Source organism: Agrobacterium sp. (assembly GCF_032092815.1).
Taxonomy (GTDB): Bacteria; Pseudomonadota; Alphaproteobacteria; order Rhizobiales; family Rhizobiaceae; genus Agrobacterium.
On sequence record NZ_DAMDBP010000040.1, the window covers coordinates 1 to 12,853 of the forward strand.

10 protein-coding genes are annotated in these 12,853 nt (G+C 54.9%); 6 read left to right on the forward strand and 4 right to left on the reverse strand.

Going from position 1 to position 12,853, the window contains the following annotated elements:
* Nucleotides 1–256: 256 nt before the first annotated feature.
* From RT613_RS18900 to RT613_RS18920, 5 genes are all read left to right on the forward strand, one after another.
* On the forward strand, nt 257–1,171 hold the full coding sequence (locus RT613_RS18900; RefSeq protein WP_313617900.1) for an AraC family transcriptional regulator: 915 nt from the start codon (nt 257–259) through the stop codon (nt 1,169–1,171).
* A 249-nt stretch (nt 1,172–1,420) separates the two neighbouring features.
* Nucleotides 1,421–2,230 (forward strand): transketolase, encoded by an 810-nt coding sequence (locus tag RT613_RS18905; protein WP_313617902.1) that lies wholly within the window; start codon nt 1,421–1,423, stop codon nt 2,228–2,230.
* Entirely contained in the window at nt 2,230–3,198 is a 969-nt protein-coding gene (locus RT613_RS18910) for a transketolase family protein (protein ID WP_313617904.1), read from the forward strand. Before RT613_RS18905 ends, RT613_RS18910 begins: the two co-directional genes overlap by 1 nt.
* 134 nt (nt 3,199–3,332) lie before the next feature.
* On the forward strand, nt 3,333–4,805 hold the full coding sequence (locus RT613_RS18915) for an FGGY-family carbohydrate kinase (protein ID WP_313617906.1): 1,473 nt from the start codon (nt 3,333–3,335) through the stop codon (nt 4,803–4,805).
* Between the two features lie 22 nt (nt 4,806–4,827).
* Nucleotides 4,828–5,778, forward strand: coding sequence for a sugar-binding transcriptional regulator (locus tag RT613_RS18920; protein ID WP_313617908.1), 951 nt, complete (start codon nt 4,828–4,830; stop codon nt 5,776–5,778).
* Between the two features lie 27 nt (nt 5,779–5,805).
* Here RT613_RS18920 and RT613_RS18925 read toward each other — a convergent pair whose 3' ends face one another.
* The 4 genes from RT613_RS18925 to RT613_RS18940 all read right to left on the reverse strand — a co-directional run bounded on the left by RT613_RS18925 (nt 5,806) and on the right by RT613_RS18940 (nt 11,723).
* Complete coding sequence (locus RT613_RS18925; protein ID WP_313617910.1) at nt 5,806–6,615, reverse strand: ATP-binding cassette domain-containing protein; 810 nt, start codon at nt 6,613–6,615, stop codon at nt 5,806–5,808.
* A 70-nt stretch (nt 6,616–6,685) separates the two neighbouring features.
* The gene (gene fhuB / locus RT613_RS18930) at nt 6,686–8,653 is read right to left on the reverse strand and encodes a Fe(3+)-hydroxamate ABC transporter permease FhuB (RefSeq protein ID WP_313617912.1); all 1,968 of its coding nucleotides are present in this window, start codon (nt 8,651–8,653) and stop codon (nt 6,686–6,688) included.
* Complete coding sequence (locus RT613_RS18935) at nt 8,650–9,555, reverse strand: iron-siderophore ABC transporter substrate-binding protein (protein WP_313617914.1); 906 nt, start codon at nt 9,553–9,555, stop codon at nt 8,650–8,652. The genes fhuB and RT613_RS18935 overlap by 4 nt, the downstream gene beginning before the upstream one ends.
* Before the next feature lie 26 nt (nt 9,556–9,581).
* Nucleotides 9,582–11,723 (reverse strand): TonB-dependent siderophore receptor, encoded by a 2,142-nt coding sequence (locus RT613_RS18940; protein ID WP_409558856.1) that lies wholly within the window; start codon nt 11,721–11,723, stop codon nt 9,582–9,584.
* A 212-nt stretch (nt 11,724–11,935) separates the two neighbouring features.
* Here RT613_RS18940 and RT613_RS18945 point away from each other — a divergent pair, with 212 nt between their 5' ends.
* The gene (locus RT613_RS18945) at nt 11,936–12,847 is read left to right on the forward strand and encodes a LysR family transcriptional regulator (protein ID WP_313617916.1); all 912 of its coding nucleotides are present in this window, start codon (nt 11,936–11,938) and stop codon (nt 12,845–12,847) included.
* Nucleotides 12,848–12,853 lie beyond the last annotated feature (6 nt).

Here is a 12,853-nt window from a genome sequence, read left to right on the forward strand (position 1 = left end):
GCATGGCATGCTGACCGTCAATGCCGACGTGCTGAATGCTGATCTCCTGGCTTTCATTAAAGGCTGAGAATCGGCTACATTTTCAGAGACGTGGCGGCTCGCTTCGCCACGCCTTTTTTCGCGTATGTTTCAATTTTTTTACATTTATCAATTTCCATGCGACAGTTCCCGATATTGGGTCTAGATGTGACGCGCATTGTCTGAACCCTGCATTTCATCCGGTGTGGCCTGTTGTAATCATGAAAGCGGGATACCCATGGACAATATGGTCGTGAATCTGCCGAATATTCCGGCCCGCGACGGCCTGGGATGTGCAGTCGATCATCTTGCCATCAACCAGCAATATATCCGTCCTGAATTCAGTCTCTACCGCAAGAACAACAACGGCAACGGCCTGGCACAGGTCGAAACATCCGCTTCTGGTCGAGGCGCACTTGTCGGCGTTTGCCTGCAAGGTGGCCACCGCCGCCAGCTTTTTAAAGGGCGATCGTCTTCACTGCATGACTTCGAGCCCGGCTCCGTTTACCTGCGCAATTTCTCGGATGATTATCGCGCCGATCTGACCGAGCCTTTCGACTTTCTTCTGCTGGAAATGTCGAGCGAATATCTGCAGCAACTGAGCCTTGAGACCGGGAAACCCTATAACAATGAAATGGTCAATCTAACCGGTTTCAAGGATCCGGTTCTGTCCCATCTGCTCAACGCATTGATCCCGATATTGGCCAAACCGGACGAAAGCTCGGCACTGTTCGTTGATGAAATGGTCACGGTCATCAGCAGTCACATTCTGGGATCCTATGGTGGCGCCGGTTTGGTTGCTCCCGGTCGTGTACTTGGATTGGCACCATGGCAGGAGATGCGCGCAAAGGAGTTTATCCGCGCCAATCTCGACAAGGACATCTCCATCAGTGATGTGGCCGCCGCATGCGGTCTTTCAAGAAGTTACTTCATTCGTGCCTTTCGTGCGGTCACAGGCTACACACCGCATCGCTGGCTTTTGACGCAGCGCATAGAACAGGCCCGTCACCTCGTGCAAACCACCACGACACCGCTTGCACAGATCGCCACCTTATGCGGCTTTGCCGACCAGAGCCATCTGACGCGCAATTTCAATCAGATTGTTGGCATCTCTCCAGGCAAGCTCAGACGCAGCGTAACGCTCCAGTCATAATTTCAGACTGCCAGCACTGCTTTCGCCCAGCCGCCTCAAGTCACCTTGGCCATCTGCATCATTTACGATGCAATGGAGCTGCGCAGCACAAATGCGGGCAACTTGGAATATTTATTCAATTTCGAGTTTAAATTCTCAAACATGATCGAAGCATCGACATGACGTGGTCAAGCGGCAATTCTCACTTGACTTATTACGTCAATGTGCAAATATATTGATACATGAATATATATTCAATACGAGGATTTCATGCAGCAGAATGATCTCGAACATATCGCCAGGCAAATCCGCCTGCGCGACCTTCAAGCCGTTTTCGAAGCAGGAGCCGGCCATATTGGTGGAGAAATGTCTGCCATCGACATTCTGACAGCCCTTTACTTCCGAGTTCTGCGTATCTGGCCGGACCAGCCCAAACATGCGGATCGCGATCGATTTGTGCTGTCCAAGGGTCATGTCGCTCTGGCCCTTTATGTCACCTTGGCCAAAAGAGGATTTATCCCCGAAGAAGAAATCAGCACCTTCCTGAAACCGCATTCGCGCCTCAACGGACACCCGAATTGCAACAAGGTGCCGGGCGTTGAAACCAATACGGGGCCACTCGGTCATGGCCTGCCGGTTGCTGTTGGCATGGCCAAGGCCGCCAAAATTACGGGCGCAAAATATCGCACATATGTTCTGACCGGTGATGGTGAGATGCAGGAAGGGTCAAACTGGGAAGCCATTGCTTCGGCGGCGCAATTCGGCCTCAACAACCTTACCCTGATCATTGATCACAACCGCTTCCAGCAGGGTGCGGCCTTGAAAGACACCAACAATCTTGCCCCCTTCTCGTCCAAACTCGAAGCATTCGGCTGGGATGTCACCGAGATCAACGGCAACGCCATGAACGAAATTGTTCCCGCCTTGGAAAAGCGCGGCGAGCGCCCGCATTGCATTGTTGCGCATACCAACAAGGGCCACGGCATTTCCTTCATGCAGGATACCGTTGATTGGCATCACAAGGTGCCGAATGCAGATCAGTATAAAATTGCCCTGGCTGAGCTTTCGGAGACGCTGTGATGAACGCCATAACACCAACCGCAAAGCTGCACGACTGCCGCGACGCCTTTGTCGCCGTACTGGAGCGCCTTGGCGCTGAAAATTCCAAAATCGTCGCCGTCTGTAACGATTCCGTCGGTTCATCGAAACTCGGCGGCTTCAAAGCGAAATGGCCTGAACGCCTCGTGAATGTCGGCATTGCCGAACAGAACATGGTGGGTGTGGGTGCCGGCCTCGCCAATGGCGGTCTCTTGCCCTTCGTCTGCGGTGCATCGTGTTTTCTGACAGGGCGTTCACTGGAACAGGTCAAGGCAGACATCGCCTATTCAAACGCCAATGTAAAACTTGTCGGCATCTCATCCGGCATGGCTTATGGCGAACTTGGTCCAACTCACCATTCTATCGAAGACTTTGCCTGGACCCGGGTTTTGCCAAACCTGCCGGTTATTGCTCCTTGCGATTCCATTGAAACGGCTGCCGCCGTCGAATGGGCTGCAAGCTATGAGGGACCTGTTTTCCTGCGTCTTTCGCGCGTTGGAGTTCCCGATTTGCTGCCGACAGGCCATAGGTTTGAACTGGGCAAAGCCAATCTGTTGCGTGATGGCGATGCAATCACCCTGATTGCCAACGGCACTCTGACCCATCGCATGGCGAAAGCAGCCGAGATTCTGGCTGCGAAGGGAATTGAAGCGCGGGTGCTAAACATGGCGACGGTTCGCCCGATCGATGTCGACGCCATCGTCAAGGCGGCACAGGAAACCGGTGCCATTCTGACAGCTGAGGAACACTCGGTGTATGGTGGCCTAGGCTCCGCCATTGCAGAATGTGTTGTGGCAGAAGCGCCGGTTCCGATGAAAATCCTTGGCGTCCCCGGCATTTTTGCACCGACGGGCTCAGCAGAATTTTTGCTCGATGAATTCGGCATGTCGCCTGCGGCTATCGCCGATGCAGCAGTTGCCCTGATCGCCCGCAAAGCGTCAAACAGCTAATTGCAACACCCCAAGGCCGCGTAGCATCTTCTTAGAGATGGTACGAGCCGGGACGGACTTGTTCTCACTTCAATGCCGGGCGCAGTATGATTTCACTTTCGCCCTGCCCTTAATTCTCCTCAACCGGAGCTGCCATGACGACGACCGCCATTCTCGCCATTGACCAGGGCACCACAAATTCGAAGGCCGTGCTTGTTTCCACGTCAGGCGAAATCCTGTCGCGTGGTTCATCCCCCGTTGGCATCGAGCACCCGCAGCCAGGTTGGGTTGAGCAAAATCCCGTCAGATTATGGGTATCCGTTCAGGAGGCAATCGCCCGCTGCCTTCAGTCGGTTTCCGATGTGGAGATCATCGGCATTGCGATCTCCAATCAGCGCGAATCCGTCACCATCTGGGACGCAAGAACAGGAGAACCATTAGGTCCCGTGGTCAGCTGGCAGTGCCGCCGCACAGCAGCGACCTGTGCTGAGCTAACTGCGGCGGGTCATGCGCCACGGGTTCAGGTTTTGACCGGGCTTCCTATCGACCCCATGTTTCCCGGTCCCAAAATGAAATGGTTGCTGGACCGCGTTCCTGATGAGAAAACTGTCAGGCTTGGCACCATCGACGCCTGGTTGATTCATTGTTTTACCGACGGTGCAGTCCATGCTTGTGACGCATCAAATGCAGCACGCAGTCAGCTTTATGACCTGGAGGCCCAGGAATGGAGTGACGAGCTTTGTACGCTGTTTGGAGTGCCCAAATCCCTGCTGCCTGATGTCGGAGACAGCGCCTCAAATTTCGGTGTGACGAAAAATGTGCCCGGCCTCAAGGACGGCATCCCGATTGCATCCGCTATTGGCGACAGCCATGCGGCGCTGTTTGGTCATGGCGCCTTCAATCCCGGTGATGGCAAGGTAACCTTCGGAACCGGCTCGTCAATCATGACAACCCTGCCGGAGTTCATTGCGCCTGAAAACGGCATTACCACAACCATTGCCTGGTCGATTGCTGGAAAGCCGACCTATGCCTTCGAGGGCAATATTCTGGTTTCAGCCGCTTCTCTTCCATGGATGGTCGAGATGCTCGGTCTTCCCGATGTGCAGGCCCTGACAGAACTTGCGGCAACGGCTGCCCCGGGTGGCCCAGGTTTTGTGCCGGCCTTTGTCGGGCTTGGCGCGCCGTACTGGCACTCCGATGCGCGGGCGCTGTTTTCCGGCATCACCTTCAATACGACGCGTGCGCAGATGGCGCGCTCAGTGACAGATTCGATGGCCTTTCAGGTTCATGACGTCTTCAAGGCGATGGCCGCGCAATCACAGACACCAATGGGACGCCTTTATGTTGATGGCGGGCCAAGTCAGAACTCGTTCCTGATGCAGTGTGTGGCCGATGTTCTGGACCGCGCCATCATCCAGTGTGACGCGCCGGAAGCCTCAGCACTTGGCGCAGCCTATCTTGCGGGACTGTCGCTTGGCGTCTGGGCCGACCTCGACGCCGTGGCCGCCCTGCCCCGCAGCACCAACACAATCACGCCACGGAACTGCGATGCGACAGATCGCCTGCATGTCTGGCAGGACGCAATCTATCGCTCGACCGTCACCGTCCCTTCATCTATGAGTGAATAAAAATTCACTGCCGGAGGTTTGCATGGCACGGCTCAATGAGCTGCGACTGATTGCCCGAATTGCCCAGATGTATCACATCGAAGGCAAAAGGCAGTCCGAAATTGCTGAAATCATGCACATGTCGCAGGCAACCGTGTCGCGCATGCTCAAACGTGCCGAACAGGAAGACATTGTTCGCACGACAGTGATTCCACCCGCCGGTACCTTTGCGGATCTCGAAAACGCCCTGCGTGAACGCTACGACTTGACCGAAGCCATTGTCATTGACTGCTCTGAGGACCGCGACAGCGCTATTACGCCGCGCATCGGTGAGGCCGCAGCGCATTTTCTGGAAGTCACACTTCAGCAGGATGAAATCATCGGTGTTTCAAGCTGGAGCCAGACCATTTTGCGCATGGTGGACAATATCCACCCTCTCAAGAATGCCAAGGCCAAATACATCGTTCAGGTGCTGGGTGGCATGGGCGACGCATCGGTGCAAACCCACGCAACACAGCTGACCGCACGACTTGCAAAGCTGACCGGTGGCGAGCCACGCCTTCTACTTGTGCAAGGCATCACCTCATCTCGGGAAGCAAAGCTTGTCATGCTGGCCGACCCCGTTGTGCGCGAAACAATGGACCTTTTCAGCCGTCTCAGCCTTGCCATTGTCGGCATTGGCGCCGTTGAGCCATCAGAACTTCTGGCCCGGTCCGGCAATACCTTCTCTCCGCAGGAAATGGCGATGCTGCATGATGCCGGTGCGGTCGGCGAAATTTCCTACCGTTTCTATGACAAGGATGGAAAACCGGTCGAAACGCCGCTTAATGACCGGGTTATCGGCCTTTCACTGGAAGAACTGCGCAAGACCAACCGCGTCATGGCGCTTGCCGGTGGAGAATCCAAGACAGAGGCCATTGCGGGTGCGTTGAAACTCGGCGTCATTGATGTGTTGGTCACCGACAAATTTACAGCCGCCCGTCTGACAAGCTGATCTCTGTCAGGGCCGCATTGCGAGGGCTTACAATGCCAGCGCAACCTGCCTGCCTGTGGCGGGATGGGTAATGACATCCATGGAAACACCATAGATCTTTTGCAGGGCATCCGAGCTCATGATCGCATCGGGGCTGCCGCGGGTTATCAATTTGCCAGAGTGCAAGGCGACAATGTCGTCACAAAAGCGCGCCGCCATGTTGACGTCATGCAGCACCACGATCACACCCAGCCCCTTCTCATGCGACAAACGCTGAACAAGCGACAGAACTTCAATCTGGTGCGCGACATCAAGTGCTGAAATAGGTTCATCCAGCAGCAGACAATGTGCATCCTGCGCCACCAGCATCGCCAGCCAGACACGCTGACGCTCACCACCCGATAACGTATCGACCAAGCGATCCAGAAACGGACCTATGTCGGTCAGTTCAACAGCCTCATCGACTTTTTTCTGATCGACCGGGCTGAACCGACCGAGCGCACCGTGCCAGGGATACCGACCAAGCGCGACAAGCTCCCGCACCAGCATACCAGATGCAGGCGGTGTATTTTGCGGCAGATATGCCAACCCTCTAGCAAACTCCCGGTTACCCCACTCCGACAGCGATTTTCCGCAGAAAGAGACATTGCCGCCGGTTGGATTATGCAAACGTGCCAGGATTTTCAGCAGGGTAGACTTGCCCGATCCATTATGCCCGATCAGGCCAACGGTTCGTTTGGCAGGAAGCGTCAGGGTCAGAGGATGCAGCAATGTCTTACCCTGAAGGGTCAAAGTGACGTCCTGCAATTCAAACAAAGGAGCAGACGACTCGTTTTGTTGTAACGTGGTAGAATTCATGCCCGTCAGTCCTTCACTATTTCACGCGCGAAAATGGCATTACGCGAAATTCGCTTCAAATGAAATTGTCTCATCCACGCCGGCCTATAAGCCAGATAAGATAGGGCGCACCAGCCATGGCAGCAAACAGCCCCAGAGGCAGCTCATATGGGAAGGTTACTGTCCTGGCACCGAAATCAGCAGCCAGCATCAACAATGCACCCAGCAAAAACGTCATCAGCACATGATCACGGGATTTGGTAAATCCCGCGCGAAAGGCGATATGTGGCGCCATCAAACCCACGAAACTGAGCGGTCCCACCAATAGTGCCGCAGCACCTGTTGCCAATCCCGCAGCCAGGATCATGAGAACACGGACCAAACGGACAGGCAGACCCAGCGCGACTGGAACGTCTGCACCAAGTGGCATGATTGTCAGCCAGCGTGACAGGGCAAGGCACAACAACAGAATGACAAGCCCAAGCGCTCCAAGCACCATGGCCGAAACAGGTGTCGCCGTTGATGCCGTGCCACCGAGCCATGCCAGGATCTGCCATGACCGTTGATCGCCCACGGCAAGCAGAGCCGCCAGAATTGCAGAGCTGAATGAACTGACTGCAACGCCTGCCAACAACACACGCTGTGGCGAAAGATGCTGGCGACCTGCAAAGATCAACACTACAATCATCACGGCGATTGCGCCAATGCCAGCACCGGAAAACAGCTCCAGCATACCGGCGGACGGAAAAATGCTGATCGCGGCGGCAAAACCGATGCCAGCGCCGCCGCTCACGCCAATAACCTCCGGACTTGCCATGGGGTTACCTGTCAAGCGCTGCAGCACAGCGCCTGAAAGTGCCAGCAATCCACCGGCACCGGTGGCAGCAAGCAGACGCGGCCAACGCATGGGCAGAAGATCCTCAAAATCCTGCATCGTCAGGATTGTCCAGCCATCTGCCGTTTTTGCCAGCGTCAGTGCAAAAAATGCAATGACAGGAACCAGGACCAGCAAAACAACCAGCCCCCAGCGCAATCCCCGGCTTTGCAACTCAGCCACGGTCTGCTGGTGTGCATCATCTGAGCGCACCTGTGGCAACAGCCACAAAAGTAAAGGCCCGCCAATGAGCGCGGTAACGGCACCTGTCGGAAAGTTTTCGCTGGAGGCAAAAGCAAGCAACTGCACCAGGCCATCACAAAGCCATAACAGCAAACCGCCAGCAACGGGTGCGGAAAACAGAATATGGGATGCCTTGCGAACACCAAGGCCACGCACAAGTGCCGGTGCGGCAAGTCCGATAAAGCTGACAAGGCCAACGGCCGCAGATACCCCGGCCGACAGCACAACCGCCAGAGCACCAACCGAAAGCCTGATACCAAACAGGGAAACCCCGAGGGATCGTGCACCGGAATCTCCAATGGCCAGAACCACAAGCGGGCGCATGAGGATCAGGGTCGTCAACAAACCTGCCGCCAGATAGACCGAAAGGGACACGGCAACGGACCAGTCCTGTTGACTGAGCGCGCCACCATTCCAGGTGACAAGGGACATCAGATATTCGCCCTGCGACAGGGTCAGTGCCGCAGAAACTGCAGACGCCGTCACGCCAACCAGAAGACCTGAGACAACCATCGACACAGGCTCAAAGGCACGTCGCCATCCAAGCAGGAAAACGATAGATGCTGCAATGAACGCACCAGACAGGGCAACCAGACCACGGTAACCATCCAGCACTTCTGGGAAAAACAAGGTGCCAGCAACGATGGCAAGTTGTGCGCCCGCAGACACGCCAAGCGTAGAGGGATCAGCAATCGGGTTTTGCAAAAGCCTCTGCAACAAGGCTCCGGAAAGACCTAATATCGCGCCGGCCAATATGGCGACAGCAGAACGCGGCAGGATCGCATAGGCCAGAATGATCTGGTCAGTCGTCATCTGCGCCGGGTCAAAGGGAAATGACGGCCAGTCTTCCAAAGGCAAACGCTGCAATGCCACATATGCCGTGAGTGACATGGCGAGAAGCGTGGTGGCGGCAGCAAGGCTCGAGATTGTCCTGGCGGTCACAGCGCATCCTCATTGGCCAGAAGTGCCTCCGCCAGCAACCGGGCAAAACGCATGCCGGCCGTCACACCGCCATAAGGATTGATGTTGTCGAGCATCACCAATCGCTTGTTCTTGACTGGCTCAAGCGCATTCCAGATCAGGCTTCTACGCAACCCGCTACGGGCTTCCACGGGAACATCTGAAACGACCACGATGCGCGCATCAGGGTTTTCGGCAAGTGTTTCCAGGGGTACCGGCGCTGCGAAAGTGAACCGCGACCCCTCACGCCACGCATTTGGCAGCCCAAGTCGCATCAATATATCGCCAAACATGCTGTCGCTGCCGAAGGCACGAAAATGCCGGCTGTCGCCAATATTGATGACATAGCTCGGCCTGTTGGCATAAGCAGACAGCTGGCCGCGCATCACAGGCAGCGACTGTTCAACCGTCCGCAAAACATCCGTCGCCTGCGCATTGCGACCAAGCCGTTCTCCAAGTGCCGGAACAGCAGCCAGTGCCTTTGCAAATGGCGGTTCACCTTTGACATAAAACGGCAACGACATGGTCGGCGCGATGGCATCAAGTTGTTGCTGATAGCGTGTGTAAAACGGCGAAATCAGAATGAGGTCCGGCTTCAGCAGGTAGAGAAGCTCGAAATTCGGCGAACCGCGCAAACCCAGATCTGCAACGTTATTCGGCACCAGCGGCTCGACGCTATCCTTTCTGAACTGGATAAGTTCAGTCGCGGCAATCGGCGTGATGCCAAGCGCCATCGCGGTTTCCAGCATCGCCCAATCAATAGCCGCAATGCGGTGGGGGAAAGTCTCAGCTTGCGCCAATCGCTCAAATAGCGGTGCGGCGAGCAGGCCAAGAACCTGTCGCCGCCCAAGGCCCGAAAGTGTGAATTTGTTATGCACCGTCATTCCGGCTCGTTATCGATTAAAGCTCTTTACCAGCGATAGGTCAGCTTGCCCATCACCGTACGGCCATTTCCGTAATAGCAGCCAAATGTACCGCAGCTGGCGAGATAGTCCTTGTCTGCAATGTTCTGCACATTCAGTGACGCACGGTAATTGTTCTTTTCGTAATGCACACCGGCATCAAACAATGTCACGGCGCTCAGATCAAACGTGTTGGTGGAGTTACCATACCGCTGGCCGACATATCGCACGCCGGCCCCCATGCCAAAACCTTCCAGCGGCGTATCTTCGGCAAAGGTGTAATCCAGCCACAGCCCCGCGGAGTGCCGAGGTGCATTCTCATAACGCTTGCCGTTGTTCGTGCCACTGACGATTTCCGTGTCCATGTAAGTATAGGCTGCACGAAGGTTGAGACCATCCGCAAGGCTGGTCACTCCCTCCAACTCAAGGCCTTTTACACGCACGTCATACTGACCGTAAACAAGAGGTGTTGATGAGATCTGGTAAGAGACGTTCTTTTGAAGCAGATCATAAACAGCTGCGGAGAAGAAACCGTCCCAGCCTTCAGGCTGGTATTTTATGCCAGCTTCCCATTGTTCGCCCATGGTCGGCTCAAGCAATTTCCCAGTGGCTGGAACCGGCGTTGGCTCGAATGATGTGGCATAGCTGATGTAGGGCGCGATACCATTATCGAACACGTAACCCAGACCAACACGACCCGTCGGCTTCTCATCATCCTTGCTGCGTGAGGTTGGAGCCGCACCAGGCGCAGCCACTGCTCCACCTTCCGTGCTAGCCCAGTCATAGCGCAAGCCAACTGTCGCACGCCAGTTATCGTACGACATCTCGTCCTGAGCATAAATGCCAAGCTGAGTCAGGGTCGATTTCACATCGGCATAGACCGAGCGTGAAATGAGGGAGACTGGCCCGCCATAGACAGGATTGACAGGATCAAGTGGGGTAGCCCGCCAGAACTCGGTTTTCACCTTGTTATCGAAATTGCGATAATCAAGACCGAACACCAGCTTGTGGTCGATACCGGCAGTGGCAAACTCGGCCTGAAGATTGTTGTCGACATTAAACGTGTTCAGACGTTCGTCCTGAAAGGTGGCATTTCGAGCGATGAGGCTGCCAGCCATACCATTGCCTGCGGAACTCATCCCAAGCGATTGATAGTTCCAGTCGAGGTTCGAATACCGAAAGTTCTGCCTGAACGTCCAGGTTTCGTCGAACCGATGTTCGAATTCGTAACCGATATTGGTCTGTTTACGATTGGAAAAATCGAATGACGGATCGCCGACATAAAAACCACGCGGCAACATCGTACCCGTTGCGTTCAAGGTCAGGGCTGGCGGCAGTCCGGATGGTGAGCTTGGATTATCGCGCTGGAAACTGGTCAGAACCGTCAATGATGTGTCTTCATCCGGCTTCCAGGTGAAGGCCGGCGCGATGAAATAACGATCATTGTCGAGAAAGCCGCTTTCATCGTGGGCGTTGCGTGCCACACCGGTCAGGCGATAGGCAAAGTTGTCGCTGTCGGCAATCGGCCCGCCAAGATCGAACATCGTCTGGTAGTAGTCATCACTGCCGATCTGGACGCCGACCTCGCCGAAAACGTCGAATGTCGGCCGTTTGCTGATCTGGTTGATCAAACCACCAGGGTTTGCCTGACCATACAGGATCGAAGCTGGACCGCGCAGCACTTCTACCCGCTCCAGACCATAGAGCTCAATCGGCGCAGCTCCGGCGGTGCGCATGATGCGAAGCCCATTCAAAAACTGAACCTGTCGCCCATCAAACCCGCGAATTGTCGGAGAATCGAACCGGGCATCCGCACCATAGGGAGCAGCAACGACGCCCGGCGTATATTGCAACGCCTCACTTAGGGTCTTGGCATCCTGGGCATCGATCTGGTCGCGGGTGATCACCGATACGGATTGTTGCGTTTCAAGGATAGGTGTGCCGGTTTTGGTGGCAGAAGAACTGCTTTTGGCAACATACCCTTTCACAGGTCCTTTGGGATCTTCCTTGCCTTGCCCCTGTACGGTGATTGTTCCAAGCTGTACTGCGCTGCCGGAATCCTGCGCACTGGCAAGCTGCGGCCACACCATGACCGTCGCAACAGCCAAAACATGACCAGTCGTCAAAAGTGACTTGCGCTGCTGATTCATATTCACGTGACAAACCCTTCAATCACCGCTGTAACCAACTCATCCAGACATCGCCATGATGTGTTTTTTCTGGACTATTTTTGTCATCTATTACGCAGTAGGATCGAAATGTTCCAATAAGTGAGAGAATGTATTTTCATAACTAAAAATTATGATAATTACTATTTTGCATAGTTTGTAATTCTTCTAACATTAACAACAAGAGCATGGGCATGGCCGCTCCCAAAGTTCCACGCGCCGACAGTTTCGAACTTCGCCACCTCAGATATTTCACTGCGCTGGTCGATGAGCGTAATTTCGAGCGCGCGGCGATACGCCTTGGCATCGCACAGCCAGGGTTAAGCCAGCAGATCATGAACCTCGAGGCAATTGTCGGCATGCCGTTGCTGGACAGAACAAAACGTTCCGTTCACCTGACATTGCCAGGGCAGTTGCTCTATGCCGACGCCAAAAAGCTGCTTGCCGACGCCGATGCAACGCTTGCGGCCTTGAAACGGCTCGATCGAGGGGAAACCGGGCGTATTTCGATTGGTTATGTCGCGTCTGCCGCCTATGCAGGTTCGATGTTACGGTCCATCACCAGCTTTCGCTCATCCTATCCCGATGTCGAATTGCAATTGACGGAAATGGAAATGCGCATGCAGCTTGCAAGCATCGCCGATGGCAAGCTTGATTTCGGATATATCAGGCCGCCCGCTCCGATCCCTGATGGCATCACCATAAGCACCATTCTCCAAGAGCCTCTGGTGGTGGTTCTGCCCGAAAACCACCCACTCGCTTACGCGAAAGAAGTTAAACTGTCGGCGCTAGCGCATGAAACCTTCATCACACCGCGCCAGCCACCGGATGTCGGGTTTCATCACAACACGATAATGGCCTGCAATGAGGCCGGTTTTCAGCCCAACATCAGCCCGCTCGGACGTGATTTCACCACCATTTCCAGCATGGTGGCCGTCGGGCTTGGAATTGCGCTGGTTCCGAAATCTCTGAATTGCCTGATGCTTCCGACTATTCGTTATGTGCCGGTCATCGACAATAACATTACGTCGGATCTGGCTATTGCCCATCGCAAGACGGAAGCGTCTCCTGCCGTACGCGCCTTTATCACCTACAACAGACTGTAGTAATAT

What these genes read in the sequence shown, in the direction of transcription:
- RT613_RS18900 (WP_313617900.1), top strand. Translation starts at nt 257, where the DNA reads ATGGACAATATGGTCGTGAATCTGCCGAATATTCCGGCCCGCGACGGC.
- RT613_RS18945 (WP_313617916.1), top strand. Translation starts at nt 11,936, where the DNA reads ATGGCCGCTCCCAAAGTTCCACGCGCCGACAGTTTCGAACTTCGCCAC.
- RT613_RS18910 (WP_313617904.1), top strand. Translation starts at nt 2,230, where the DNA reads ATGAACGCCATAACACCAACCGCAAAGCTGCACGACTGCCGCGACGCC.
- RT613_RS18935 (WP_313617914.1), bottom strand. Translation starts at nt 9,555, where the DNA reads ATGACGGTGCATAACAAATTCACACTTTCGGGCCTTGGGCGGCGACAG.
- RT613_RS18905 (WP_313617902.1), top strand. Translation starts at nt 1,421, where the DNA reads ATGCAGCAGAATGATCTCGAACATATCGCCAGGCAAATCCGCCTGCGC.
- RT613_RS18915 (WP_313617906.1), top strand. Translation starts at nt 3,333, where the DNA reads ATGACGACGACCGCCATTCTCGCCATTGACCAGGGCACCACAAATTCG.
- RT613_RS18940 (WP_409558856.1), bottom strand. Translation starts at nt 11,723, where the DNA reads ATGAATCAGCAGCGCAAGTCACTTTTGACGACTGGTCATGTTTTGGCT.
- RT613_RS18920 (WP_313617908.1), top strand. Translation starts at nt 4,828, where the DNA reads ATGGCACGGCTCAATGAGCTGCGACTGATTGCCCGAATTGCCCAGATG.
- RT613_RS18925 (WP_313617910.1), bottom strand. Translation starts at nt 6,615, where the DNA reads ATGAATTCTACCACGTTACAACAAAACGAGTCGTCTGCTCCTTTGTTT.